Genomic DNA, 26,404 nt, shown 5'->3' on the forward strand with positions numbered 1-26,404 from the left:
GCCGCGTAGGGTTCGTCGTGATGCCTTTATCGGTAATCAAAAATGATAAGTCTAATTTCTAATTCTAATCCTAAGTATAATTTTGGCGGATGATGAAACCAGTGAGGCTCATCGTGAGCAAAGATCGCCCGGACACCTACCTCAACGACCGCCTTGACTGGAATCTGCTGCGGACTTTTCTAGCCATCGCGAAAGAGGGCAGCGTGAGTCGCGCCGCGACCAAACTCCATCTGACGCAGCCCGCGGTCAGCCAGGCGCTGCGCCGCCTGGAGGAGCAGTTGGGACTGCGCCTCGTGGACCGCCACGGTCCGCGTATCGAGGTCACGCAGGCCGGCATCGAAGTGAAGCAGATTGCTGAAGACGTGTACGGCACGATTTCGCGTCTGTCGCTTGCCGACGTGGATCGCGATCACGATATCTCCGGCATGGTGCGCGTGAGCACCGTCAGCGGCATCGATTTTCCGGCCTACGACACGTTTCTCGCCGAGTTCCATCGCACGTATCCGCGTATCGAACTCGAAAGCCAGGAAATGCGCAGCGCCGATGTGGTCAACAGTCTCCAGCAAAAATCCGTCACGCTCGGACTGACGCCGCGGCGTGCGTTGCCTAAACGGGTCGACAGCCGTGTGTTTCTACGTCAACGGTATGCACTTTTCTGCGGACGTCATCATCCGCTCTTTGGGCGCAACGATCTTCGGGTCGCCGACCTCGCCGGCGAGAAGTTCGTCTCCTTCACCGGCGACAAAGTGGGCGACCATCTGTCGCCGCTTACGTTCTTTCGTGACGAGATGGGCTTCACGGGGCGCGTCGTTGGATCATCGTCGAGCATGACCGAGGTGAGGCGGTTCATCTTCGCGGGCTTCGGCATTGGCTGCCTGCCGGAACACGTCGTGCGCGATGACATCGCTCAGGGGCGCCTTCAGCGACTGCCGCCGGATGACGGTGTGGCCGACCTCGATATCTACATGCTGTGGTCACTGGACCGCAAGCTGAGCGCCGCTGAAGCCGCGTTTATCGATGCGCTGAATGTGTTCATCGACGGCCAGGCGGAAGGCGCTAGCGGCCAACGCCGCGCTCAACAGCCGCGCTCAACAGCCTTGTTCAATAGCCGCGCGTGACGTCGACCACGTTCTGTAGCGGTTCGCCGCGGATCAGCCGGCGCGCGTTGTGCGCCACTTGCATGCCGATCGTTTCCGAGCTTGCCACCGAAGCCATGTGCGGCGTTACGATCAGATTGGGCGCGCGCCATAAATGATCTTCCGGCGGTAACGGTTCGGTCGGAAACACGTCGACGATCGCTCCGCCGATGTGCCCATTCGTCAGAGCCGCGATCAGGTCCGCAGGCACCAGATGTTCGCCTCGGCCGACGTGAATCAGCTTGGCGCCAGGCCGTAAGTGTTCGAACGTGTTCGCGTTGAGAATCCCGCGAGTTTCGTGCGTGAGCGGCAAGAGACACACAAGGATGTCCGTCCCCTGGAGGAATGGCTTGAATTCCTGAGCACTGGCGAAGGTCATCACGCCAGGCAGTTCACGGGGCTTGCGTGCCCAGCCGCGCACCGCGAAGCCGAAGCGTTGCAAATCCGTCGCGACGCGGCTGCCGATTTCTCCCAGTCCCATGATGCCCACGGCGCATTCGGACGCATCACGCTGATCGTGGCGGAACCAGCGGTTAAGACACTGATTGGCGAGCACGCGGTCGAGTTGACGGTGAAAGTGCAGCACCCCCCACGTGACAAATTCGCTCATTCCGCGAGCGTGTTGAGGATCGACGACCCGGCACAGCGGCACGGCGGGCAGGGCAGCGTCGGACAGGATGTTGTCGACGCCCGCTGCGATGCTATGCACGAGCCGTAGTTTCGGCAGCGCCGCCAGCGCACCGGCGGGCGGATTCCAGCAAACGGCGATTTCAGCATCACCGGCTGACCGCTCGCCGTGCATCACGACATCGAATTCAGGGGCGGCGCGCAGAATCGGCTGCACCAGGTGTGACATGTCGTAGTCACGGCTCATCAAAACCAGTTTGGTCATTGCATTGAATCGGAAAACGGGCCTAGCTGCGGTAGTCGGATTGCGGGTCGTCGATCAACCGTAACGCCGCGCTCCACGCGAGCTCCGCAATCTCTGCGGAGTCTTCGCGAGCGAACTGGCTCGCGGTCAATTCGCACACTTCTCGCGGCGGGATGCGCAGCGCGCTGCCGCCAGCCAGTGCCTGGATTTGCGCCTGACAGGCCCGCTCGAGGAAGTAGATCTCGTGGAACGCTTCGGCTGCCGTGGCGCCTGCCGCAAGCAGCCCATGATTGCGCAGGATCATCGCCTTGCAGGAACCGAGGTCGCGCACCAGGCGCTCGCGTTCGCCGAGGTCGAGCGCGATGCCTTCGTAGTCGTGATAGGCGAGCTTGCCGTAGAACTTCAACGCATGCTGACTGATCGGCAGCAGCCCCTGCTCCTGGGCCGATACGGCTGTTCCGGCCGCGGTGTGCGTATGGATCACGAAATGCAGATCGTCGCGCGCCGCGTGGATAGCCGAATGAATCGTGAAGCCAGCGGCGTTGACGCGAAACAAGGCCGGCTCGCTGTGCGCCCGCTCGTCGATGACGTTGCCGAGATGATCAATCTTCACGAGGTCCGACGCGCGCATCTCGTGAAACAGCACGCCATAGCGGTTGATTAGAAACGCCGACGGCTCGCCCGGCGAGCCGGGCAGGCGCGCTGTGATGTGCGTGTCGATCATGTCGGTCATGCGAAAGTGAGCGGCCAGCCGGTAGAGCGCCGCCAGTTCCTCTCGTACCTTCTGTTCGGCAGCCGGCGGCACCGGTTTGTCGCACATGCGGTCGGGTGTGGGCGTGGATTGCATTTCAGAAGTCTCCCAGGTTCTCACTTGCTGTAGTGCGCGTAGTGTTCGCTAGCGCGTAAGTGTCCGTCAATTTCATTGTTCTAATGCTGATCATTAGCGGCGTGAATACTTTACGACATGAAGCACTGCAGGACCTTTTGAAGCGGCTCTTTGGCGTTAAGCCGAGCCAGTGTCACGGGTTCGGCGCGGTCGGACTCCAGCGCCAGATCGATAACGGCGGCGAGGGCGGACGCTTCGGCAAACAGCACGCCGTTGTCGTCGGCGAGCACGATGTCGCCTGGGCGCACCACGACCCCGCCGCACGTCACCGGCTCATCGAACTGACTCGACGCCGTGTCGCGTTTTTTTGTTGTCAGTAAAGACGTTCCACGCGCGAACACCGGCAGCCCAGTGCTGCGTAGCTCGATGCAATCAGTCACCACGCCGTCGACTATGATGCCCCTCGCACCGGCGTTGAGCGCGGCGCATGCCGTGACCGCTCCGACCGGCGCATGCGAGTGGTCACCGTTCATGTCGATTACCAGCACGTCGCCGGGTTTGAGTTGCGACAGGGCGAGATTCACGGGAATGGCGTCGGGCGACAGCAGCTTGAGCGTCACCGCTCGCCCGATCACTTTCGTGTTGGGGACCATCGCGCGAAGGCGATGGTCGGCGAAGCCATTTTCCAGAAAATGCCCGAGTGTCGGGAAGCTGACGGATTCGAGGTTGTGCAGTAAGGACGAGTCCTGTGTGGCATGCATAAGCGCGGTCTTTTCCGTTTCCATATCTGCCTTCACGAAAGGCTCGCTGTAGCGCCATTGGTGCGCGCCGTGGACGAGATATCGCGGCGCAGCGTTTCCGCGAGCAGCACGAGCGCAAGTACCGAAACAGCAGCCGAACCCATCATGTACCACGCGACTGACGAACCGCGGCCCGTAGCCGACAACAACGCGGTGGTGACGATCGGCGTAGCGGCACTGCCGAGCAATCCGGACAACATATAGCTTACCGACAGACCGGAGTAGCGAACCTCGGTGCCGAACAACTCCGCGAGGAAGGTGGCGATGGGGCCATAGTTCGCGGCGAACGCGGTCATCATCAGCAGATAGCCGAGCAGCGCAAACGGAAACTCGCGCGTATCCAGCAGCCAGAAAAGCGGAAAAGCGAGCAGCGCCTCGGCGACGATGCCGCCGATGATCACCGGCTTGCGGCCCACGACGTCGGATAGCTTGCCGAAGGCCGGCAACAACACGATGCAAAGCGCGCAGGCAATCAGTGCGATGGAAAGCATCGCGCTACGTGAGAAGCCGAGCGTCTGCGTCCCATAGGTTAGCCCGAAAGCGACGATCAGGTTGAACGAGGTCCCAGTCGACATCGTCGCGATGCCGCCGAGCAGCACCTGCTTCCAATACCGGGTGAGAACCTCCGCGATCGGCAGCTTGACCTGCGCGTCGGCCTCCTTGACCTTGCGGAACGACGGCGTTTCGGACGTGTTCAAGCGGATGTAAAGCCCGACCCCCACGAGCAATGCGCTCGCAAGGAACGGAATGCGCCAGCCCCAGGAGAGCAGTGCATCGTTCGACAGCGTCGCGTTGCAGACCAGAAACGCAAGATTGGCGATCAGCGTACCGGCGGGCACACCGATCTGCACCCACGAACCATACAGTCCACGCTTGTCGGCTGGTGCGTGTTCCACGGCCATCAGCACGGCGCCGCCCCACTCGCCGCCGAGCGCGAGTCCCTGAGTGACGCGCAAGGTGAGCAGCAGAATGGGCGCCCAGATTCCGATCGACGCGTAGTTCGGCAGCAGGCCAATCGAGAACGTCGCGACGCCCATGATGACTAGCGAGACCAGCAGCATCGCCTTGCGTCCGAGGCGGTCGCCGAAATGGCCGAACAGGGCGGCCCCGATAATACGCGCGAGATAGGCGGAAGCAAACGTGCCGAATGCCAGCAAGGTTCCGACCAACGGAACAAAGCCGGGAAAGAACACCTTGTTGAAGACGAGCGCCGAGGCGGTGGCGAAAACGAACAGGTCATACCATTCAACGGTCGTGCCGATCACACTCGCCACCGCGATCTTTTTCATGTTGCGTTCGGTGCCGTCTGGCGGCGGTGGCGTGTCCGCGGGGTGATAGGACGTCATGGTTTTCTCCTTAAGGCATGGCGGTTTCAGTGGATGAACGCAGCCATTGCGCATGGCCTGGTGCCTTTATCGGAAGCCAAAAACAATAAGTAAAAGTCTGATTTCTAATTCTTAGTATTAGCGGTGTGAATAGTTGGTAGCAGCTCCTCGTCGAAGGCTCCAAGTGGTTGCGGCCTGAGCGGGCATTCGCGCTGCGTGGGACAACTTCGCTTCGATACGGTGCAGACGCATTGGCACAGTTGACCATGCGCCGAAGCAAGAGCGAGGCATTCCGACCCTGACGCAGATAATCAGCTAGGTTCAAGCGGTTCGTGACGCGACGATACGGAATCGGCTCCTCGCTGCAGATCCTGTACGACCCATGACGAAGGTAATGCACCTCGCCTCGGCCATTTGGCTCGATACGCTTTACATTTCCGGCCTAAGTTCCGAGGCATTCTGCGGGTTCTGGAAAAGGCGAGAACATGGCACAAACAGGTATTCCCTAGACGCTCAAGGTGGCTAATGCAAAAGGGTCGCTCGCTCGTTTTTCGGGCGCGGCGGCGATGTTCGATGCAAACTCGGACAATGTCTCCCCGCACTGCAGTTCATGGCAATTTGTGAATCTGAAAATAAGGTCTGCCAATAGCGCTTGATCTCAATAGAACTTAAGCGGCGAGTGGCGGAAGTGTCGACGGGGCAGCGCGAGTGGTGTTTCAAGCGAGACCGACAAGTGCTTCCCGCTGGCGTCAGTCGGCCTTTGGCCTCAAAGGCGACCAGTTGAGGCAGAAGACTGTCTAGCGCGCAAAGTTGGGCACGCGCCAAGTGAGGTCCATCCGTGGATCTGTCTGCGTCAGTATTTGGCGGGTAGGATTGCCCGCCGAGGTTTCCTATTAATGAAGGCATCATCACGCGCGCAATATGCGCAATGTTCCGGTTGAAGAATATATCCATGCACGCCCGCAGTTTGCTTGTATCTGGTGGCGAACTCGCGACGCGGGCGCAAGACGTTCGTAAACTAAACAGGCGTCAAGATATACGCCTGGATGCCGATATACTCTCCATACGATAGCCGTACTGGAGGCATTTTCTGCAGAAAGTGCCTCATCAGCAGGCGCTTCCGGACTGTCCATGGAGAACAGTTTAATTTTGAATCAACCGTCAATTATCTGGCGGGCAATCGCGTTCGTGGCGATCGTCTGCCTGTGTCTTGTTGTGCTGGATGGCTGGCGGAGCTGGAATGCACGATCATTCGAACTGGCCGAAATGAATATCGCCGCATCGAATCTCGCACGGGCTATGGCCCAGCAGGCCGACGACACGTTCAAGGAAGCAGACACGGCGTTGCTGGGCATCGTTGAGCGTGTGCAGCACGACGGGACCGGGCCGGTCGCTCTTAAACGACTGCACGATGTTCTGGTGATGCGCCAACAGGAACTTACCCAGCTCGCGGGTCTCTTTGTATATGACGAAAACGGAATCTGGATCGTCAATTCCACGTCGACACCACTCGACCGATTCAATAATTCAGATCGCGAATATTTCAAATTTCATCGACTCCACGCTGACCTTGGCCCGCACATTGGCGTCCCGGTAATAAGCAGATCGAGTGGGAAGTGGATTGTTCCCGTTTCAAGGAGAATCAATAAGCCGGATGGCAGTTTCAGCGGCGTTGTGCTGGCAACCATTGATATTGATTTTTTCAAAGCGTTCTACAGTACCCTTCAGATTGGCAATGCGGGAGCCGTTGCCCTCGTTCTGAATAGCGGCGTGATGCTGATCCGTCGACCGTTCGATGTAAACGTGATCGGCAAAAACATGCGGGGAACTCAACTGTATCGCCACTATACAACGCAGGGGCCGACTGGAACGGCTTTCATCAAGTCGGCGCAGGATGGCGTCACTCGGCTAAACAGTTATCGCAGCCTCCAGCACTATCCGGTCTTTGTCGCAGCTGCGTTGTCCAAGGATGAGATTTTGCATGAGTGGTGGCGCGACACGATCTGGCATGCCGCTGGCGTGCTTTGCCTGGTCATTGTAGTTGGTCTGTTCGGCTGGCATCTGATCAAGCAGATCGAGCTGCGAACAACTGCCGAGGCGGAGCTGACAAAGACGCACGCCTCTCTTGAGAAGGTGAATCGGACGCTTGAACAGCTTGCCATGCAGGACGGCCTGACGGGGCTCGCGAACCGCCGCCAGTTCGATGTAACGTTGCAAAGCGAATTCAACCGCGCCACGCGTCACGCGAGTTCTCTCGCACTGATCATGCTGGATGTCGATTTTTTCAAGCAATATAACGACATCTACGGCCATGCAGCGGGCGATGAATGCCTCCGAACTGTCGGCGGGCTTGTCATGGACCTGACAGCCCGACGTCCAGGGGACCTTGCGGCCCGCTATGGTGGGGAAGAGATCGCCGTGCTTCTGCCAAATGCTGGTGTGAGTGATGCCGTTGCAATCGCAAACGATATCTGTGACGCCATCCGTGGTCTGGAAATTGAACATGCCGGAAACCCGGTTGGCTTCGTCACGATAAGCGCAGGTGTTGACGCCCAAGTCCCCATCCGGGGTGCGAGCGAGCCTACGGAGCTGATGCTGGCTGCCGACAGGGCTTTGTATGAGGCAAAAAAGAATGGACGCAATCGCGTATTGGCCGCAAGTGACAATCGCCCGTCTTCGACTACTGTTTGAGATCCTTCCGCATGACTATTTCTTTCAGGCGTCGGTAACGGCGTCCTTGAACGCCCCTATGAGTACAACCTAGCCAGTGCGCCGGACAACTTCATCGTTCAGGTCCCGTCTCAAATAGTCGAGGATGTACCCGCAAACATTCCGCGCGTGCTCGCGTGCTGCTCAAAATGACGGTTGGAGAAAGACGAATACGTCTTTCCCTAGCAGGGGGCTGCAGCCTGTACCGCAGTCAACTTGACTTATAGGCGATCAAAGCCGCTTTTTCGACCCGGCCACGCCCCGCAGCCTTTGCCAGATAAAGTGCGTGATCGGCCGCCTTTGTCAAATCTGTCATCTCAGTACCTGTTTCGATGATCCGGCTGGCGACGCCGACACTGATCGTGACGTTGGACATATGAGGCGAACCGTCATTGGGAATCACAAGAGCAGCCACCGCATCGCACATTCTCTGGGCGACGTGAGCTGCCGACGCCGCATCGGTTTCCGGTAGCAGGACCACGAACTCTTCCCCACCGTAGCGTGCAACCAGATCGCTTCCGCGCCGCACTGTCCGCGCGAGACATTCGGCAACGAGCACCAGGCACCGGTCTCCCTCGACATGGCCATAGCGGTCGTTGAAATGTTTGAAGAAGTCGATGTCGATCATCAACAATGACAGCGTCGATCGGTCGTGGACGGCGCGTTGCCAGTGCGCTGTCAGCGCGGCATCAAAGGCGCGACGATTGGCGACACCTGTCAGCGGATCTATAGTCGCAAGCCGTTTCAGCTCGTCAAGTGCTGCAGCAAGTCGCGAATGGAGAAAGGTATTTTCGACCAGCAGCAACAGGAGGACGAAGCTGGCTGCGCACATGCCGTAGAATCGTCCGGCATAGAACCCGAGGTCGTAGCGCCCCCCGTTGAACACGACACTCAGTGCGACATCACAAATCCAGACACACAGCACAACCATGAGCCACAGGTCGATCATCGAACGGGATTTTTGTCGGTACAGCACCGCAAGGGCGAGGAGGCAGAGTCCCCAGGTTGATCCCGCTACCCATCGCATCGTCGGCGTGTAGTGATTGCTCTGCATGATTTCAGGCAGCAGGCGTTCTCCAGCTGTGGCGAGGAAAGCCATCCCCGCTGCAAGGAAAAGCACAGCGCCGATGATGAACATTAGCCTGCGTGCTCCGAAGGCGTTGTCCATCATTCTGGCCTGTTCACCATCTTTGAGTAGCGTATAAGCAATGACGAAGAGTGGAAACCCCGCGTGCCAGAACATGTATATCCACGCCGTGCTCTGCGGACCCGCGTTCAGGAGTCCTGTTGGTGAGAACAACCCCGGAAAACTCAACATGTGAAGAAGGGCGATCGCTGACGTGTACAGGTAGCCACTAGCCAATGCGCCGAGTGCCCGTGAACGTGCGATCACACACTGTCCGAACAGAAGGACGGAGGTTATCAGGTCATTAAGGATGAGCGTCGACTCATATACCGGGATAAACGCGGGTACTTGAGGCAGCGGCATTTTCGCGAACGGTGCCGCAATGACAAAGACGAGCATTGACAGGAGCGTAACGGATCCGGGAAGCAGGCGCGTGTGCCAGTTTTCAGAATTCGAGCGCAGCGAATCCGCTTGCTCATCAATGAGTTCAGACACCAAGCTTTGTTCCGCCGCCATTGTTAAACAGGTCCGGCCTTGACATGAGTGGATTAACTGCACAGCCTGCGCCTTGCAACGCCAAGCCGTTACCTGAACCGTGCAAGACGTTGACTATGAGAGGTACGGTGCGCTGGTGCAAGCGTCAATCTGTAGGGTTTTGATGAAAATGCAGTGAGGGAATCCTGAATTCGTGAATAACCGGTGGAACGACTCACACTGCACACTGCTTCGCTTGGAAAGAAAAAGAAGCGTCGCGCGAACGCGACGCCGAAAAGGTCCTGGCTTTCGGGGGCACATGCCAGAACCTGCGAGCCCAGTAGACTGATTAGTCATCGGCGACGTCAGAAGACGCCACTTGAACAGACTGCCTATTTAATACAGAGGAGATATCTAACCGGATATTGGCCACTCACATACTTAGTCGAATGGGCAGGTAATGTGATTACTCTTATTTTCCTTGTCGCAGCATGCGTTGTGTCGCGCGAGAGTTAAACATTTTTACGCCTGCTGATTCTAGAGTGAAGAAAGAAGCGTCGGGGTTGGTTAAAACGTTTGCGAGATGTATGCCTATGTTAAAACAGGGAAATCCTGAGGACTGTGGCTGCTCTTGATCGCCGCGACCCGATACCTCACACCTTGCGTCCCTCAAGTACTTTCAAGAATTGCCGATTAACAAAGACAAGCCGATGTCACCGGATGGTGTTCATCCGGATCGGTGTATCTGGCGCAATGAAATGAAATTTACACGGGGAGTTTATGACGTCACCAACGTCGGTAGATATTCCAGCACCAGCTGACTGGCAGCATTTTGAAAGACTGTCCAGAGCGGTCTTTAGTGAAGTGTTCTCCGCCAACTTCAATCGTTTTGGTCGCGCGGGTCAGCGTCAGAACGGCATTGATGTGCTCGGGCGCCTTCCCACAGGTGCGTTGATTGGTGTCCAATGCAAAGGACGCACATCTTCGATGGGCAAGGAACTTACGAAAAAGCAGGTCGATGATGCTATTAAGGAAGCTGAAACGTATCCGGGGCAGCTCGCCGAATTCTATATCGTGACGACAGCAAAGGAGGACGCCGTTCTCCAGCAATATGTCATTGACCTGAGTGGAGTGCGTAAAGCCGCGGGTAAGTTTGAGGTGACGCTTTGGGGTTGGCAGTCGATGTCGGACCAGATTCGAAGTTGTCCGGGCGTATTGAAAACCTTCTACGAGCACTGGTGGCGCAAGCCATCGTTGACGTTCGTTGCGGCGGCAGTTCTACTGACAACAGTAATCGGATTTGCAGGATTTCTAGGATCGAGCCGTGTGGAACAATGGTTCCAGGCTAGGGATGCAAGTCGCGGCACGACAGTCGCCGGCTTACAGCAGGTGGTCTCGACGCTCGACCAATTGCAGGTTGCGTATGGAAATTGCGTCGAGTCGATGGCGGGTAAAGCATTTGTTTTTTCTGGTCAATTGCGTGACAGCTGTACGAAGCCGATCGAGCTACCACTCCGTCAACTGGGCCGGCAGCGTGACCAGATGGCCGGTGTTATGAACACTGATGCATATGCGGAGGTCGTGGCTGCCAGCGACTACCTGAACGAAGATTTCCGCCAACTGCTCGGGGCTGCGGAGATGTCGCAGGGTTTTGAGCGCAGCGCGGTGGATTATGCGAAAACGGCTTGTCCTAAGCCGAAATTCCGGGGCGCTGCGCCGCAGGATGGGAGCAAGTTGCTTCGCGGTTCGGGTGAAAGTGCTCTGTCAGCCCAGATGGCACAGTATTTCCGGATGCGCGATTTTGCCGTTCCAGCTATAACTGCAATGAAAGCGCGGCTGGCCCTCGCTTCACGTCTCCAGAACGGACAGGATGTCACACAAGACCTGGTGCAAAAGGCAAACTCCTTGGCGAGCTTGCTGCAGGAGGAGCGAAGCTTTACCTATAAACTTCCGGCGTCTCCTTTCGCTACTGCTCGCGTCAAGGAGATGAGCGCGAGAACGCTCACCGTTTCCGGTCCAGCATTTGATCGCGTTGACGAACTCGTCTGGTCACAGACTGCCGAGAGTGCAATGTTTGAGGGATTGCGCGGTCACGGCGCTGATGTTGAATTCCTCATCTCCTGCGGACTGTTGAAGGCGGCGGCGAGGGTACTCGAGGATGATGCTGGAAAGAAAGCGTCCTCGTGAGCCTGACAGAATGGGTGAGGATGACCGGTCGAGGTGCAATCTCTGGGCTCGAACGCGTCGAATTCATCTATGTATTCATGCCAGGGTGCGCCGCACGACGCACCAGGCTTACTATGGGGTCTCTATACGGAGGAGAGTTCCAAATGAGTCTGGATCTTCAATGGGCAACGTACGTTTCCGCGCTTAATCTTCCCGTGATTGCCGGATTTGGAGCGTGGATCGGATATCGGCAATGGTGGACCGCGCGCGACAAGCTAAAGTTTGATCTGTTTGACCGGCGCATGTCCGTTTACCAGGCTGCAACGGCAGAGTTAGTGCGGGCTTGGGGCGGATTGGAGGAAATGGGGACGGGGGAGGGTGTGGCAGATCAGTTGAAACTGGAGGAAGCCAAATGGCTGACGTCTGACGGAGTTGCGGCATACCTCGATGGTCGGTTTCAGGAGAGTCTGAATGAACTGGCAGAATTTCGCGTGGTTCTGGATGGGCATGATACGGAATCGCCCGATTATGACTGGGATGGGCATGACGCGCGTCTGGAAGAGCGAACCAGGATGTACCGCGGCTTGGTCAGGAAGCTCGATGAGGTGTTCTCTCCGTTTTTGACCTTGAAGCATTAAACAGAGCGCGCACTTGTCTGCGTACCCGATGGGGAGCTTTTGTTCCCGTCGGGCATGCCAATGTCGATGCGGATTTCCACAGCTACGCGCGTTACAAGGAAGGGGCTTCCCACGACGGTGGCTCTTTCCGTGTCGACGTGTCACACCCCCTCTTGACTCGACTTGCGACTGATAGTTGTCCGGGGTTGGCTTTATGAGGATCCGCACGTCAAGACGAATATCATGGTTGACGGGCTGTCGAGCGGTCCCTTCGCAGATGTCTTCAACTTTACCGTCAACCGGTTCACAGGTCCAGGCCGCGTAGGGATCCAGTCCATGTACCTGAACAACGCGACAAGCGACAGGTAGAAAAGTAATTCAAGGGGATGCGACGCTGTGGAAACTTTCTACATCGGAGCTGTTGGCTGTTCTCATTGCAGCCTGGGCGTAGCTTGATGATTCCACGTGGTACCGATTAATGAGGTTGCGTATCTGCGGATAGATCTGCGTGCGCCAGCTACTCCCTGAAAAGATTCCGTAGTGACCGCATTCTGCCACCGTGATGCAGTGCTTGCGGGCTGCGTCGACTGAGGTGCAGAGATCCTGCGCGGCGTGAGTCTGACCGGGTCCACAGATATCGTCCCGTTCACCCTCGACCGTGATGAGGGCTGAACCGCGGATTGCGTCCGGACGCACAGGCTCGCCATCCACCTGCCAGGTACCGCGCGCCAGACAAAACTCCTGAAAAACCACGCGGACCGTTTCCAGATAGTAGTCGGCCGTCATATCGAGAACGGCGTTGTACTCGTCATAGAACCGGCGATGTTTGACGCTCGCCTCCGCGTTGCCAGCCGACACATCGAAGTAGTAGTCGACATGCGCCTTCAGGTGGCGGTCGGGATTCATCGCCATGAAAGCCAGATGCTGGCGGAACCCAGGGTACACGCGCCGACCGGCGCCGGCGTAAGGACGCGGCACTGTATTGATCAACGTGCGTGTGAACCAGTCGAGTGGCTTCTCGACGGCCAGCTTATTGACCACCGTGGGGTTACGGCGCGCATCGACCGGACCGCCCATCAAGGTTACGCTCACGGGTGTGGGCTGACCGTCTCCCGCTGCCAGTGCGACGGCGGCGAGGACAGGGACCGTGGACTGGCACACCGCCACCACATGAACTTCCGGGCCGAGGAAGTCGATGAACTCACGCACATAGGCGACGTAATCGTCAAGATGGAACGTTCCGTCGGAGAGCGGAATCTGGCGGGCGTCGAGCCAGTCAGTGATGTACACATCGAAATCCGGCAACATCGCCCGTACCGTGTCACGCAGTAGCGACGCGTGATGGCCCGACAGTGGAGCGACGAGCAGAACAACGGGTTGCTGACATGTGGCCGCGCGCTTAAAGTGAACAAGGCGGCAGAATGGCTTCTCCAGCGCCACGGCTTCGTTCACCGCCACTGGTTGTCCAGCAACCACGGTCTCAGTCAGCCCGAACTTTGGTTTTGCATAACGCTTGTGAAGTCTCACCAACAAGTCGCAGCCGGCGGCAAATTGTCGGGACGGTGTCGAGTGAAGCGGGGTACCGGTGTGTGTGAGGAAGTTCGCTGTGATCTGAAGCCAGGGAAGGAAGGGTGCCCAGGCGGCTCGCTGCCATTCATGCAACTCATACAACATTCGGGGTCTCGGGGAGTCGTGCGGGTCGAAAGGCGGAAGATGCGTCCGTTGTGTCAATCGGTTGGCCATCGTTCACGGCTAGAGGACATCCGTGGAAGCGGCGATGAGCGCTTCCAGTCAGCTTTCTGAACTCGGTGCGCCGACGTTTATCTTACGCATGCCGCATGGATGTATCGGTCGGCAAAAACCGGATAGTGCGGGCGGTATCCACTGAATTCGGCGTAAGGTATTCCTGATGGCCGACCGCGCGCCACAATTCGTCCACTCGAACTAAACAGCGCCGTCCTGCATCATCACCGTGCCTCGCTACGTCAAAAAAGGTCCGTGCCGTAGACAGAATGCGTCGTTCGGCATCGCAGTTTGCAGCTTTCTTGTACGCCGAATGATGAGGTTCGTCTGCTGGCGCGGCGTATGCCGATAGGACCAGAAGAGGATCAATGTCGATGCGGTCTACAAAGGCACTAGGGAACTGCGACGCTCACTTGGAGACAAAAACAAGGCGACCATAGAAGGCTGAACTACAAGGCAATCTAAACGCCCCTCCAATATTTTTTCCCTTTCGGCTCAGTTCACGCTCCCAGAAAATGACTCAAGAGGCCAGACAGGCGTCTCGACAGCGCGGCATCCTGAAACCTTTCTCGAAGCTCGATCATGGACCTCGGCGCTTCCACATACTTATTCGTTTTCGCGGCCGGAATCTCTCGGAACTGTCTCCTCTCGTCCTGCCCCTAATGCCCGTCTTGCTGTCCACAGCTCCCGGTAATCATCGCCTTGGTCCACCGAATGGGAGCTTCCTACACCGACCATCTTGCTATATTAGCGATATCGGCTGATTCAGAAGTAGTGTTGAATGCCGATTGCTACGCCGAGTTGGGAATTTCCGGACGCCTGCCCTGCACCCAGCATCGACGCAACAGCGTTTGCACCGGAAGCTTTCTGATACATAAATTGCTGATAGAAGGTCGTTCTCTTCGACAGAAAGTACGCATTGGACAAGCTCAGTGTAGTCCAGTGACCGCCGGCAAAATTTTCCACCGATCCGCCGGCCCCCACCGAATCAAAGTATCCGATGAAATAGTTGACGCCAAAATCTGCAGTGTTTGCGTTGCTGCTTCCGTTTGCGAACTCGACTCGCGATTGCGTGAAGACCGCGTGAAGCGTGAGAGCTTCAATCTTATAGGATCCTCCGAATCCTATATTTTGCAGTTTATTGGCGATTGCGACGTCTGTGGTTGGCAATGGTGTGCCGAACAGGTTTTTAAGGCCGAGAAATTCAGTGAACTCAATGACACGGTTATTTTCATTTGTGTATACCATGCCAAGACTCAGCGGGCCATTCTTGTACTGCAGAGCAGCCGCATATTTACGTTTGGTGGCGAAATTTCCAGCCTCATTTCCGAACGCAAACTGTAAGCCAAAGGATATGCCTCCGAAGCTCGGACTAAAATATTTGACGGTATTAGTGAGCGCATTCGTATTTCCTAGTTCATCGAGATTCCCTTGGTGAAAGGTGTAGAGTCCTCCGCCGTGGTAGGGAACGCTGTACGGAAGTAGAACGTCAAACATGAAACTCGGCTGATAGCCGAGCGTCAGTTCGCCCAATTTATCCGACGAAAGCCCGACGATCGATTTTCGCTGAAACAGCTGACTTGGGACGAGGAGTGAACCATTGCTCAAATTGTATGATGCTTCGAGCTTGAAAGTTGCCTTCAGTCCGCCTCCGAGATCTTCAGTACCGGTCAGTCCAAACAAGTCGGGAACGAAATTTCCGTTTTCAAACCCATACCAACGCTTTCCTCCGACATTATTGAAGAAGGCCAAACCACCGTCGACGTTGCCGTAGAGTGTGACGGTGCTTTGGGCTTGTGCGGCGGACGCGAGGCAAAGCAATGCTGTACCGGCGAGAAGTAATCCTTTGTCCATCATGTCTCCAATGTCAATATTAATTTCTTTTGCCTTTTGTTTGATTGATATAAAATGTCAATCAAATTGATGGGGCTAGATACAAATCGAGCGAAACGTCTGATATCTGATTTGTCGTTGTTACTATTCAGAATGAAATCTGCTGAATGACTTAGTTAAACTCGACGACGGTGACATACGCCAAATGTGGACTACGCCACAGCTGCATGTTCGCGGCTAACACCCGCGTGTATCAGTAGAGGGATTTTATGCACTGCGAGCGCAGTTTTTACGATTCTGAGAAGAAGAGACGCACCCGACGGAATCATGAATTGAAGGGTTTCGGCTATTCCATTAAAAGTTAGGTTAGCTAATAAATTAGTAGAAAATTTTTCTGATTTTACATTAGGAATTTTGAGAATAAGTAAGAGGGCAACTGGGAAGGTTATTAAAGAAATTGTGACAGCAGGGGTCGTGTACGCAAAGCGCCAACCATGTGGATTGATCATGGAGCTGAGGACCAAGGGTAGGAAAGCGGAGCCGAGACCGATTCCAGCATTAGTGACTCCAAACACCATGCCAAACTCGCGATCAAGCCGTGAGCTTGCCGCTCGAAGGTGGAATCCAGCGAAAAGTCCTATCGCGAGGGTGGGAGTCACGAGCCACGCGACGTAGTAGACTGCGGGAATCGGAGGGATAAAATACGTCATTCCGATCGAGACAGAAAACAATGGAATACAGGGCAAGATGACTTTGCGCGGGCCAAACTTGTCGACTAGGTAGCCTTGTAGTGGCAAAATTAACATCGCTACGTAGCAGACAATTGTTATCGCTATCGCAACCTGCGTGCGAGTCCAACCGGAGTCCATCTCGATTGGGTGAATAAAAGCGCCGAAGCTCAGGATCGCGACAGTGCTCGGGCGAAACATCCAGGTGATCATTGAGTCACCGGCCACCTCCCAGCCTCTATATCTCCAAGTGGTCTCGTCGACCAATCGCACTCGGGTTGTCTCGAAAGGTTTGTTCACGTCTCCTCCTGCTTTAATGAATTTTCATTTCCACGGGGCCGAGATTCCAAGGCGCTCCGGTCTGCGAGCGAGGCTCATCGCCCTGGAGCGCCTGAATAGCGCTTACGGTAAGTTCTTGCGGGGGCGGCGGCCCTTCGATAGGTGATGCGTCAATAAGAACGAACAGAACAGCGCACTGCTCGCAAGAGCAGTTCGCCCATACGTGATTGGTGTCGCGCTGCACGAGTACATCGCCAGCCTGGAGCAATTTCTCGTCGTCATCCAATATCACGAATATTTCTCCTCGATGACGTACGTATAGTTCGATGAGAGCGTACGATGCATCATCCGATAGGTAGGGTGAGTGCCGGTGTCTGGCCCATGTGCTATCGAGCGGAAAGTCTTCGGCGCGGAGAGCGCTTCCGCGTGCAGGCGGATTCAAAGGTGAATCCAGTAGCGGCTGGATCTCCTGCGGGACCGGAATTGTTGTCAGGGTGACTGTCCGTCTGCCAGAATTCGATGATGACAAAGGTCGGAATTCCCGTGATGGAATGAGTGTTGATTTTTCATAAACAGATTGACAATCTTCTCGAGGTTTTTGGTGTCGCGATACTCAAGTGGCTATTCAAGAATTAGCTTCATTCTTTGTTTCAAAATTGAGCTCGATCTCAATGTTATTGGGGTCGCGAAAAAAGATCTGCCAGCGAGTCGAATTCGGCACCTGGTTTACCCAAAATGAAACTCCTTTTTCATTGAGATGCCTTTTCATTGCTTCAAAGCCCCGACAGCTGAAGGCCACATGATCGATGACGCCGGAGTCTGGCGGCTGTAGTTTCTCGGTTTGTGAGATGTCATTCAAATGCAGTACCGGGCAACCTTGGCTGTAGAGCCAAGCTCCGGGAAAATCAAACGCCGGACGCGCACCATTCTGAAATCCGAGGACATCTTCGTAAAATTTGATAGTCTCCTCAAGCCTACGGGTGGAGACATTGCAGTGGTCAAGCAAGCCCACATTTGTATCCATCAGACTTTCCTCCTACGTCGTGTAACAACCGAAATCGATTAATCGATTGTTTCGGCCGTATGTTTCGTCTATGAAGCAAGAGCTGCGCAACGGTACCAGCGACCGAATGGTGTCTTTCAGGCAACTGCCGAACGGCGCAGACGCTCGGTCCAACCCTCAACTTCTTCAGCCACAGCACTGTTTGCAGTTTTTCGCTTATCCATCAAATGTTCGTGGGACGCGACCAATTCATTGCCGACTTTCTCAAGATCGACATCAACGAGGTGCCCGCCTCGCTTGCGAATCTGACCATCAATGAGAACAGTGTCCACGTTCGAAACTTGCCCATGCATCACCAATGAAAAGACTGGATCAATCACTGGTGCAAGATTCGGATGCGTCGGATCGATTAGAACGATATCTGCGCGCTTACCAGGCACGATGCTACCAACGAGATGATCGATTCCTAGTGCTTTGGCACCGTTGATTGTTGCCCAACGAAAGATATCCCGAACGCTCACTCTTTGTTCTGGAACGGATTGGAAGCCCGCTGCGGCCGGATGATTAACCTGATGGCGGGCGAAGTTCATTGTGAGTCGCATGTTGGCGAACATGTCAGCAGACATGACCGTTACCGTGTCGGTGCCGAGTGCGATGTCGATACCTGCAGAAATTGCATCGATGAAGTTTGTTGGCTTCGAAATTCCCATATAGATTTCACTATCTGGAGTGCTAACGAAATGCGCGCCGACTTCTTTGATCATGCAAAAATCGTTGTAGGAAAATTCATTGCAATGCGAGAGTACTGAAAGAGGGCCAAGAAAGCCTTTGGCGTATAACTTGTGAATTCCACGGGTGAATGGCGCAGGGCCATTGTTGCAGTGGGTATGGCCGGTCCACTTCACATTCATGTCGATGGCCGAACATATTTCCATCTCTGTGAACTCGAATGGCAGCAGATTCTGCTCAGTGATGGCCACGCCCATTCTGAGAATCTGATCTTCGGAAGAGAAATAGCGGGATTTCACCCGTTTGGCATCTACGATCCGGTCGTGGTGACGATGGAAGGTTTTCTCTTCAGAATGCGGACAATATCCGTACGCCCAGATGCCACGAAGTCCAGACGACAGGGTCGCTTCCACAGCCGCATCGGCGTGTTCTGGGGAGATGATGCAGTGAGCATGATCGAGTGCAGCCGTCGCCCCGCCGTTGATCAATTCCAGTGCGGAAGCGTAGGTGCCTATTCTGACGTCTTCCTGGCGATATGCCGCAAGGAGCCCCTCGCGGACAAGTTGAAAATATCCAAGAATCGTCTGGTCTGCGCAGATCCCGCGTAAGGCTGTCTGCCAAAGGTGCTTGTGTGCATCTACAAAGCCAGGAATTGCAATGAATCCCTGTCCGTCGATGATTTCTGTGTCCTGAGGCGCAAGTACATCTTCCCCTACGGCCAGAATTGTGTTCTTCTCGATCAGGATGGATCCTTTTCGAATGTTGCCTAGGCGTTCGTCATTTGTAACAATCCATACATCTCGTATAAGTTTGCGATTCATATTGTGTCTCCTCCTTAGCGGCAGTTAGCCAACATCTGAACAGATAGAAATTTCGCTTGCTCGTCTTATTTGCTATGCAGAGAAATCACGGTTTCAAAAAGCATTAGGCCGGCCCGTTGCGAACATGCTTGGTCCTGTGTCGGCACCTGAACTCGAGGAAACGGGCGGCTAGAGTATCGACTGCACTGTTAAGTAGCAGTATCGGACGGTAGTGGTTGTTTTCGTAAAGAATAACGAATTGGGTGCACTGTTTTCGGCTCGTCAGCCGTTTATGCATCACGGTTACCGCATTCGAATGCATCAGATCGGGGTCAAACTCCGTGACGCCAAGAAAAAGAGGAAAATCGAAATTGGCGAGTCCTTGGAGGCTTAATCTTTGAACATGCAAGTCGACGCGCTCGCCAAAATACGCAGGGTTGGGCTTGCAAATGTTATTGTCATACACTCCCGAGATCCGAATGCCGTCCGCAATCTCGCTCGGCGGCGAATGCATGGTGACCGGCGCCGCCGCATGAACAGCGCTGGCAGAATGACCCATCAGAAAGACCTCGGAAGGCTCGCAAACTTTCTCTCGGACCGTCTTGATGACAGCTTCGACGGCAAGACTGACATCGTCACCGCCCACCTGCCATTCATGCATCGGCGCAAGCCGATATGAAACAGTGAAGGCCTGAAGGCCATTCAAGACCGCCCATAAGCCGATGTGTTCATATAAGGGGCTCTTCGGCTCACTCTTGTCATCACCAACAAATCCACCGCCGCGGACAAATACAAGTATGCTCTGCGGCAATTTTGGGGGGCCGCCGGGGCGGAACCAGAATCGGTGTCGTCGTTGGGGGCCGTAAGGAATATCTCGATCGACCTCGCCCTCGACCGGAAGACTGGGAAACAACTGCAGCGGCGCGAGCTGAGCAAATGTGGAGTGAATCCATTCCTTTGAGCTGGCCGCCACTATGTCCGTAACCGCTCGACATACCATTGCGGTGGCGGTCGCGAAAACATCAGCAATCGGACGTTTCACCTCTCGGTGCCCGGACGTGTACGTTGTCATCGCCTTACCTCAGCGCCGCTGCCGCAGCAGTCGTCCCTTGCAAGTCGCTTTCCATCGCTATCTCCTTCGCCCGGACCGGAGCAGGCAAGAAACTTCCGACGTTCTGCTCGCCACGTCTGTCGTTCAATATGCGAATAGACTATAGCGTCAAATTGTTGACTTTTATGTCATGGTAAACACCGTGCGCAATTCTCGCCTGACCGACATGCAGCTTGTCGGTCTCGCCACCAGCGCGTCATTCCGCCGACCGCTCTCGCTTACAATGATGATACGGTGCACGAAATCATCATCTCGGGTGGGTCTACCGTCATTGCAAAGCCATTTGAAAATCTACTGAGATGCGAACCAACGACATAAGCTTGAAGAACAAGGTATTGACGCAGCGGCCGACTCGCAACGCGGCGCAGCGGCAACTCATCCTCGACGAAGCTTCCCTTCTTTTCATTAAAAAAGGTTTCGCAGGCACAAATCTTCACGAAATCGCTGACGCGGCCGGACTGACTCGTACCGCGATATATCACTATTTCCCGAGTAAGGAGTCGATCCTGGAGGCTCTGACTGCGGAAGTGACTGAGGAAGCCGGGCTATTGGCGCAGTCAGTTGCGGAGCGGGATCCACTCCCGGCTCACGATGCTTTGCGTCAACTGATTTTGCTACACGCTGGTCTGATTCTTTCTCATCCACTGCAGTTTCGGGTGGTCGAGCGGAGCGAGGCGAGCCTGCCCGAACCGCACCGTGCTGCCGCGCAGGCCGCGCGGAGAGTTGTATTCGACCAGTTCGTCAATGCGATTCAGCGCGGTATGGACGAGGGGAGATTCAGACAGGTTGATGCCCGAGTCGCGACTTTCTCGATCATAGGAATGTGTAACTGGTGCGCCTGGTGGTTTGGCCGTGGTGGAGATCTATCCGCCGAACAGGTTGCGTCGATAGTCGCCGACTTTGGATTGCATGCGCTATTGCCCGAGAAGAACATAAAACAGGGAGCTCAGTGTGTTGGTGAGACCCTTCAGCAGATCAAAGAAGGGCTGTCACTCCTTGAGCGGCAGCTAACGAAGGTGACGGGGCCGTGACCGACAAGCACATCGAAGGTATCGCGTGTATTGAGGTTTTCGGCAAAGGCGCGTGCCGTTGCCAGCGTCGCAGGCCAGCGTGCCATCTCCGTTTTTTGACCTCAACCTTGAATGAACGCTGAGGCGATAGAGACCGGCTACATCGGCGTACCTGCCAGTCGCTGCTGGCGCAGCTTGATCCACTTACGCACCAGATTTGCGTTGACGCCATGCTCGAATGTGAGTCCGGCGACCGAAGCGTTCGACTCAGGGCATGTTTCCATCAACTTCCATCTCAAGTTCACGAACTGAAAACGGCTTCTCCAGAAAATTGAGTTCTGAAAGGCCTCCTTCCGTACTTTTCAGCTTCGGGCCAAATAGGTCGACGATGATAGAACGAAACCATCGATTCGCCGGATCCCGATGATATCGGTCGTGCCAATAGAGGGCGATCTCAAACGAATCCAATCCCAAGGGCTCGCCAACATAGGTGAGCGGAAAGTGGCGGCATAAAGTCGAAGCTAATAGCTCTGGCGCAATCCAGACCAGGTCCGATGTGAGGAGAGTGTATGGCGCAGAGAGGTACTGAGGAATGCGGACCTTGATGCGATCACGTGCACCTGATTCAAATAGTGCCCTCTCGACAGCCTGGTGACCACTTCCGCCAAAGTCCACGAGCAGGTGATCCAACGTGCTCACTGTCTTCGCATCCAATGTACTGTTCTCGCATGGGTGGCCCTTTCGCATTACGCAGACGTACCGCTGTTTGAAAAGGGCCTTCCGGTGAATGTCCTGCTCTAGAGACGGAAGATATCCGATGGCCACGTCAAGCCGTCCACTACCCAAGGCGGGCACAGTATCTTCAACGCGCGTGAACATTGTATGCAACTTGATACACGGTGCGGTTGCTTGCAGTTGACGATAAAGAGTGGGTAGCAGGACGACTTCGCCAATGTCACGTGTTCGGATAGTAAACGTACGTGGTGACTTGTCTGGGCAAAAGGGCTGGGGGATGCCTGTTGTCTTGCGTACCAAGTTAAGCGACTCGATGAGCGGAACTGCAATGTCGCACGCGACGGCAGTCGGCTCCATGCGCCGTCCCACGAGAACGAAGAGTTTGTCACCGTAGGTGGCACGTAACCGCTTCAACGACGCACTCACGGCAGCTTGGGTCAAACCTAGATTTTCTGCAGCTAAAGTGACAGATCTATCTCGCCAAAGTGCTTCAAAAACATAAAGTAGATTCAGATCCTTCACGATGTCTCCCTCTATCCTTGCCTAGGTATGCCCGATCAGTCTGTCCCGTACGGCCAAGTCGTCAAATAAACACGGTTTATATATATAACGGCCGCATGATGCACTGCGGGTATACACGCGTGGTTCGGCAAATTCGGTGGCACGTCGCCCGATGCGCGGTCGCTGGCCAGGCCAGCGAGAGCTATGAATCGAATTGATAGTTCGAAACAATTCAAGTTTGCTCGACGGGATGATCCTCGTTGAGCAGAGTCCGTGTGGTTTGAGAAAGGTGCCGCTAGTCGGGTGAGCCAGTGACTCCTTCGACCGTCCAAGTCACGAGGGACCCGTCCGGCACGCGATGTGTATGGCGCTAGCCGTCGGGCTTGAGTGATGGTGGGATCGACGGTTGCACCGAAGATGTCATCGGAGAATCTGGGGCTGAACCAAGCGCTGATAGCGGAACACAGAAGACCCGGGCATCAGGCACGTAGCGTCGCGCGACTTGGGCCGCGATGGCGTGCCGCAGCGCGACGAGTTTTTCGCCAGCCATACCGTTTCTGACTGGGCCCTTTCACATCACTGTATCGAGTCAAATCTAGCGCGGACGATTTGATCGATTCGTTAGGTAGATCAGCGGTAGCCAGTCAACTGGGCCGCTAGCATCGGTGGACTCAAGGATCTGAGCAGACGCCGGAGGGAGCAAGCGTGCTATTGCCATTCTGGTCATCGACGTCCCTCGGAACGTGCTCGTATCCGGAAGGAGGGGCATACAGAATCCATGGATAACCCACGTTTATAGATTCAAATAACGGAGGCTGCATCGATTCTAGAGCGCCGTCGAGGAAGAATGAACACCACACAGCATGCAGGGCGTAGCGATGGGTGTGAAGATGACGCCAGAGGTCTGTCACCAGACTAGTGCGAGTTTGTCCAAATAGAAAATCGATAGGTGATGTGGAAGGAGACAAAATTGCAAGGAAAAAAGTGTGTACTACGAAGTATAGCGGCAGCTGTGCTTGGGGTGACTTATATTGGTGGGGCGCAAGCACAAAGCAGTGTGACGCTGTTTGGCGTGCTGGATGGGGGGCTGTTATATACAAACAAAACCCTCGACGCGACCACAGGGGGCAACGCAGGGAAGCAACTCGGACTAGTCGACGGACAGTCCTATTTTTCTCAGTTTGGGTTAATCGGCACTGAGGATCTCGGTGGAGGATACAAGGCGAAATTCAAGTTGATGAGTGGATTCAGCTTTGCTAACGGCGGGTTTGACCACTGCAACGGGAACTTGTTTGGGTGCGAGGCATGGGTTGCCGTTGACGGAGCGCTGGGTCAGCTCAAGCTTGGCTTGCAATATTCTCCTTTTTTCACGGCAATATACGATTCGGATCCTAGGGGGCTTTCGCTTTTTGGCAGCGGGGCCGTGATGCTTGTCGACAACGTCGGCGGGACGGGCGTCTTCAATGCTAACGCTGTGTCCTATACGAGCCCCGTCGTCGCTGGGTTGCAAGCAAGCGTGATGTATGCATTCGGTGGTGTGGCAGGAAATTTCCAGGCGGGTCGACAGTATTCTGCGAGCGTGAAGTATCAGCTAGGTGGTTTGAGCATTATTTCGTCGATTTACGACGGTAATGGTGGAGGCACTATTCAAACTGCAATTCCAACGACGGTGCAGTATGAAGGGCGCATGTTGGGGGTGGGGTACCAGTTCGGCGCTCTGACTGCCAAGGTGTCGTTTGTTAACTACAAGGTCGCCGGTTCATTTAACAACAATGTATACGGTGGCGGTGTTAGCTGGTACGTGATGCCGACGTTGGACTTGAACGGCGGGGTGTGGGTAACGAGCGATAGAAATCAATCGAGCAACCGTTCGACACTCGTTGCGTTTGGTGCGAACTATTTGCTTTCGAAAGCGACGAGCCTGTACGGTCAGGTGGGAGTGGTGAACAACCATGGAAAGATGAACACAGGTCTTTCACTCAGTGGTGCGCTCTATGGAGTTGAGGGGACTACTGTTGGAGCTGTCGTGGGAATCCGGCACACGTTCTGAAAGTTGGCCGTGAGGCCAGAATGGATCAGTCGGCTGTCCTCGCGTGAGGGTGTCTGGCAAAAAATAGCGAATAGAGAGGAGCATGATGCAATACTTCAACATCATCAAAGGGACATTCGCTGTATTGACGATGGCCGGTACGCTTGCGACATACGCCCAGACTCCGGATGGGAACGTGGCCTCAATAACTGAGACTGCAAGCGGTCCGAGTGCGAAGGTGACTCATGCAGAAAACCGCAGGCTTCAGAAGGCCGTCGTACGTAGCCTGTCGCATACAAAGGGCGTTAGCTCGGGAAACATCCTGGTCGTGGCGAGGAGTGGGGTTGTAACGCTCGCAGGTTCCGTCCCTGACGCGGCGCAGATCGCTCTGGCAGTAAATGCGGCGCGACGAGTGGATGGTGTCAAAGAGGTGAAAGAGACCCTTGCAGTACGGCCGTAGGGGAGCTAGAAGGTCTGCGGGAAATTGGACGCTCCGCGTGGGTTGTGATACACGACGACGAGGACGGGGGCTTGTGCGCAGCAGGGATGCAGTAAACCGAGCGTGGACGCTCGCAATCAGCGGGACAGCCGTGTGCGGAGTTTCTGTCAGTGCTCAAGCCCCCGCATTTGAATGGCGCGTTTTGCTAGCGAAAAGCTGGCTGATCAGACCGGATAGGTGTCCGGCAGATGGATCCTGGCGAACTCCCCGGCTGCGCCGGATTCCCTCCCGAGCCGGAGGCGCGGTTGCAAGTGTGAGAGCACCCACCATTCACGACCGGCGTTCAGTATATGGGTGGAGGCCGGCTGATGCGCTTCCTGCTTCGGTTTTCTGCGCTACTGACAGCCTCGGGGCTGGAGGTCTTTTTCAGGACGGAGGGGAGTGATTGGGCCGGCTCCGTATCAGGTTAGATGATGGCCAACATGCAACCGACACGATTGCGCCATTTATGGATCACTGAATTCTATTTCTGCCGTTTATTCCGGCTTGGGTGGCGTTCCCAATTGTGCATCGATTCCCGCCTGATCGACCTTCCATGCGTTCGCTGCACACAGCCGTTCAAATCAGATGCCGCACGCGGTCGAGTTGTCTCGCCAGCGCGCTGAAGGCTCGTATGCGCGCGCAAGGCGCGTGGGAAAAAGGCGGCTGGGTCGCTACCTCCGACGCCCCGCGCAATTATCTACGAGAAGTTATCAATGAGGTAATCGTGCGCGTGGCTCGGAGCGACGGGTTTGCGAGTAGATGTGTCATTGAATCCCACGCTCCCCAGCGGCGACAACGACTACACGCGGGTACATCAGTAGTTCGACGGCGGGTAATCGGACGATTCGCTGTTGATTCAGCTCAGGCCAACGCCTCACTTTGAGCGATTCCCTGCGAGTTGGAATCACGCGGGCGCGGGATGTTTCGATGAGACTTCCGACGTTTCCCTCTGCGTACGCATACGAAGTTGTGGTGACGTCCGTGCTGTCCTTCCACTTTGGGAACTGTGCGGGTTTTCACTGATCCGTTGGCGCGCTGCCATTGGAACTGATTGATCGTAAGCGCGCGATTTAGCACACCGAGGTTGGAAACGTGCGCGAAGGTAGATGTGTCGGGCAGGTCAAGCTCGAGGAGCGACGGTGAGCCTTGCGAAGTTGAACGGCAAGAGATCTGTCACTTCGGCGTCCGATGCACGCTTCGGTAATTCGGTCAGTACGTGCACGAGATAGGCGTAGGGTTCGACGTTGCAGGCCCTGCAGGTCAGCATAAGGCTGTAGATCATGGCGCTCGCCTTCGCACCGGCAACCGTGTCACTGAACAGCCACGAAGCCCTGCCTGTACAGAATGGGCGGATGTCGCGTTCGATGACATT

At 55.5% G+C, this 26,404-nt stretch carries 21 protein-coding genes; 7 read left to right on the forward strand and 14 right to left on the reverse strand.

Annotation, left to right across the window (positions count from 1 at the left end):
• Positions 1-113 precede the first annotated feature (113 nt).
• Positions 114-1,118: a LysR family transcriptional regulator gene (locus BLT65_RS29795; RefSeq protein WP_244186729.1), complete on the forward strand. Its 1,005-nt coding sequence runs from the start codon at positions 114-116 to the stop codon at positions 1,116-1,118.
• Here BLT65_RS29795 and BLT65_RS29800 read toward each other — a convergent pair.
• The 4 genes from BLT65_RS29800 to BLT65_RS29815 form a co-directional block, all read right to left on the reverse strand.
• Positions 1,102-2,028, reverse strand: a complete 927-nt coding sequence (locus BLT65_RS29800) for a 2-hydroxyacid dehydrogenase (RefSeq protein WP_167306568.1) — start codon at positions 2,026-2,028, stop codon at positions 1,102-1,104. The genes BLT65_RS29795 and BLT65_RS29800 overlap by 17 nt on opposite strands.
• Before the next feature lie 22 nt (positions 2,029-2,050).
• Positions 2,051-2,854: a class II aldolase/adducin family protein gene (locus tag BLT65_RS29805; RefSeq protein ID WP_425273164.1), complete on the reverse strand. Its 804-nt coding sequence runs from the start codon at positions 2,852-2,854 to the stop codon at positions 2,051-2,053.
• 110 nt (positions 2,855-2,964) lie between these two features.
• Positions 2,965-3,630 carry an RraA family protein gene (locus BLT65_RS29810; protein WP_244186731.1) on the reverse strand — a complete coding sequence of 222 codons (666 nt, stop codon included), beginning with the start codon at positions 3,628-3,630 and terminating at the stop codon, positions 2,965-2,967.
• Entirely contained in the window at positions 3,627-4,979 is a 1,353-nt protein-coding gene (locus BLT65_RS29815) for an MFS transporter (protein WP_091784493.1), read from the reverse strand. The genes BLT65_RS29810 and BLT65_RS29815 overlap by 4 nt, the downstream gene beginning before the upstream one ends.
• A 1,110-nt stretch (positions 4,980-6,089) precedes the next feature.
• On the opposite strand from BLT65_RS29815, the gene BLT65_RS29820 reads away from it, so the two are divergent.
• Positions 6,090-7,649 carry a sensor domain-containing diguanylate cyclase gene (locus BLT65_RS29820; RefSeq protein WP_208545825.1) on the forward strand — a complete coding sequence of 520 codons (1,560 nt, stop codon included), beginning with the start codon at positions 6,090-6,092 and terminating at the stop codon, positions 7,647-7,649.
• A gap of 229 nt (positions 7,650-7,878) precedes the next feature.
• Here BLT65_RS29820 and BLT65_RS29825 read toward each other — a convergent pair whose 3' ends face one another.
• Entirely contained in the window at positions 7,879-9,288 is a 1,410-nt protein-coding gene (locus tag BLT65_RS29825) for a sensor domain-containing diguanylate cyclase (RefSeq protein ID WP_244186733.1), read from the reverse strand.
• 759 nt (positions 9,289-10,047) lie between these two features.
• Here BLT65_RS29825 and BLT65_RS29830 point away from each other — a divergent pair.
• Both BLT65_RS29830 and BLT65_RS29835 read left to right on the forward strand, forming a co-directional pair.
• The gene (locus tag BLT65_RS29830; RefSeq protein ID WP_143036584.1) at positions 10,048-11,454 is read left to right on the forward strand and encodes a DUF4365 domain-containing protein; all 1,407 of its coding nucleotides are present in this window, start codon (positions 10,048-10,050) and stop codon (positions 11,452-11,454) included.
• A 143-nt stretch (positions 11,455-11,597) separates the two neighbouring features.
• Complete coding sequence (locus BLT65_RS29835; RefSeq protein WP_091784502.1) at positions 11,598-12,071, forward strand: hypothetical protein; 474 nt, start codon at positions 11,598-11,600, stop codon at positions 12,069-12,071.
• Positions 12,072-12,428: 357 nt separating this feature from the next.
• Here the strand turns inward: BLT65_RS29835 and BLT65_RS29840 are convergent, their stop codons facing one another.
• The 6 genes from BLT65_RS29840 to BLT65_RS29870 all read right to left on the reverse strand — a co-directional run bounded on the left by BLT65_RS29840 (position 12,429) and on the right by BLT65_RS29870 (position 20,207).
• Positions 12,429-13,724 carry a polyhydroxyalkanoate depolymerase gene (locus BLT65_RS29840; protein WP_091784505.1) on the reverse strand — a complete coding sequence of 432 codons (1,296 nt, stop codon included), beginning with the start codon at positions 13,722-13,724 and terminating at the stop codon, positions 12,429-12,431.
• Positions 13,725-14,558: 834 nt separating this feature from the next.
• Positions 14,559-15,650 carry a porin gene (locus tag BLT65_RS29845; RefSeq protein WP_091784508.1) on the reverse strand — a complete coding sequence of 364 codons (1,092 nt, stop codon included), beginning with the start codon at positions 15,648-15,650 and terminating at the stop codon, positions 14,559-14,561.
• A gap of 188 nt (positions 15,651-15,838) precedes the next feature.
• Entirely contained in the window at positions 15,839-16,654 is an 816-nt protein-coding gene (locus BLT65_RS29850; RefSeq protein WP_143036585.1) for an MFS transporter, read from the reverse strand.
• Positions 16,655-17,258: 604 nt separating this feature from the next.
• A complete protein-coding gene (locus BLT65_RS29860; RefSeq protein ID WP_091784517.1) occupies positions 17,259-17,657 on the reverse strand; it encodes a VOC family protein in 399 nt (132 codons plus the stop codon).
• A 116-nt stretch (positions 17,658-17,773) separates the two neighbouring features.
• Positions 17,774-19,186, reverse strand: a complete 1,413-nt coding sequence (locus BLT65_RS29865) for an amidohydrolase family protein (RefSeq protein ID WP_091784520.1) — start codon at positions 19,184-19,186, stop codon at positions 17,774-17,776.
• Positions 19,187-19,289: 103 nt separating this feature from the next.
• Entirely contained in the window at positions 19,290-20,207 is a 918-nt protein-coding gene (locus tag BLT65_RS29870) for an alpha/beta hydrolase (protein WP_167306570.1), read from the reverse strand.
• A 389-nt stretch (positions 20,208-20,596) separates the two neighbouring features.
• Here BLT65_RS29870 and BLT65_RS29875 point away from each other — a divergent pair, with 389 nt between their 5' ends.
• Positions 20,597-21,307, forward strand: coding sequence for a TetR/AcrR family transcriptional regulator (locus BLT65_RS29875; RefSeq protein ID WP_244186735.1), 711 nt, complete (start codon positions 20,597-20,599; stop codon positions 21,305-21,307).
• 137 nt (positions 21,308-21,444) lie between these two features.
• On the opposite strand, the gene BLT65_RS48480 is transcribed toward BLT65_RS29875, so the two are convergent.
• Positions 21,445-21,570, reverse strand: coding sequence for a hypothetical protein (locus BLT65_RS48480; RefSeq protein ID WP_279634493.1), 126 nt, complete (start codon positions 21,568-21,570; stop codon positions 21,445-21,447).
• A complete protein-coding gene (locus tag BLT65_RS29880) occupies positions 21,554-22,543 on the reverse strand; it encodes a LysR family transcriptional regulator (protein WP_091784529.1) in 990 nt (329 codons plus the stop codon). Before BLT65_RS29880 ends, BLT65_RS48480 begins: the two co-directional genes overlap by 17 nt.
• Positions 22,544-23,474: 931 nt before the next feature.
• On the opposite strand from BLT65_RS29880, the gene BLT65_RS29885 reads away from it, so the two are divergent.
• Both BLT65_RS29885 and BLT65_RS29890 read left to right on the forward strand, forming a co-directional pair.
• Complete coding sequence (locus BLT65_RS29885; protein WP_091784532.1) at positions 23,475-24,572, forward strand: porin; 1,098 nt, start codon at positions 23,475-23,477, stop codon at positions 24,570-24,572.
• Positions 24,573-24,702: 130 nt separating this feature from the next.
• The gene (locus tag BLT65_RS29890; RefSeq protein ID WP_091784591.1) at positions 24,703-25,011 is read left to right on the forward strand and encodes a BON domain-containing protein; all 309 of its coding nucleotides are present in this window, start codon (positions 24,703-24,705) and stop codon (positions 25,009-25,011) included.
• Positions 25,012-26,152: 1,141 nt separating this feature from the next.
• Here BLT65_RS29890 and BLT65_RS29895 read toward each other — a convergent pair.
• Positions 26,153-26,404 (reverse strand): transposase domain-containing protein (locus tag BLT65_RS29895; RefSeq protein WP_143036586.1); only part of this gene is annotated, 252 nt, incomplete at its 5' end.

It is taken from the genome of Paraburkholderia steynii (assembly GCF_900100565.1).
Classification (GTDB): domain Bacteria; phylum Pseudomonadota; class Gammaproteobacteria; order Burkholderiales; family Burkholderiaceae; genus Paraburkholderia; species Paraburkholderia terrae.

Bases quoted from the DNA above. Each gene is read 5' to 3' on its own strand.
- BLT65_RS29840 (WP_091784505.1), bottom strand. From the start codon at position 13,724: ATGTTGTATGAGTTGCATGAATGGCAGCGAGCCGCCTGGGCACCCTTC.
- BLT65_RS29800 (WP_167306568.1), bottom strand. From the start codon at position 2,028: ATGACCAAACTGGTTTTGATGAGCCGTGACTACGACATGTCACACCTG.
- BLT65_RS29845 (WP_091784508.1), bottom strand. From the start codon at position 15,650: ATGATGGACAAAGGATTACTTCTCGCCGGTACAGCATTGCTTTGCCTC.
- BLT65_RS29830 (WP_143036584.1), top strand. From the start codon at position 10,048: ATGACGTCACCAACGTCGGTAGATATTCCAGCACCAGCTGACTGGCAG.
- BLT65_RS29890 (WP_091784591.1), top strand. From the start codon at position 24,703: ATGGCCGGTACGCTTGCGACATACGCCCAGACTCCGGATGGGAACGTG.
- BLT65_RS29805 (WP_425273164.1), bottom strand. From the start codon at position 2,854: ATGCAATCCACGCCCACACCCGACCGCATGTGCGACAAACCGGTGCCG.
- BLT65_RS29820 (WP_208545825.1), top strand. From the start codon at position 6,090: ATGGAGAACAGTTTAATTTTGAATCAACCGTCAATTATCTGGCGGGCA.
- BLT65_RS48480 (WP_279634493.1), bottom strand. From the start codon at position 21,570: ATGGAAACATGCCCTGAGTCGAACGCTTCGGTCGCCGGACTCACATTC.
- BLT65_RS29865 (WP_091784520.1), bottom strand. From the start codon at position 19,186: ATGAATCGCAAACTTATACGAGATGTATGGATTGTTACAAATGACGAA.
- BLT65_RS29835 (WP_091784502.1), top strand. From the start codon at position 11,598: ATGAGTCTGGATCTTCAATGGGCAACGTACGTTTCCGCGCTTAATCTT.
- BLT65_RS29815 (WP_091784493.1), bottom strand. From the start codon at position 4,979: ATGACGTCCTATCACCCCGCGGACACGCCACCGCCGCCAGACGGCACC.
- BLT65_RS29885 (WP_091784532.1), top strand. From the start codon at position 23,475: ATGTGGAAGGAGACAAAATTGCAAGGAAAAAAGTGTGTACTACGAAGT.
- BLT65_RS29860 (WP_091784517.1), bottom strand. From the start codon at position 17,657: ATGGATACAAATGTGGGCTTGCTTGACCACTGCAATGTCTCCACCCGT.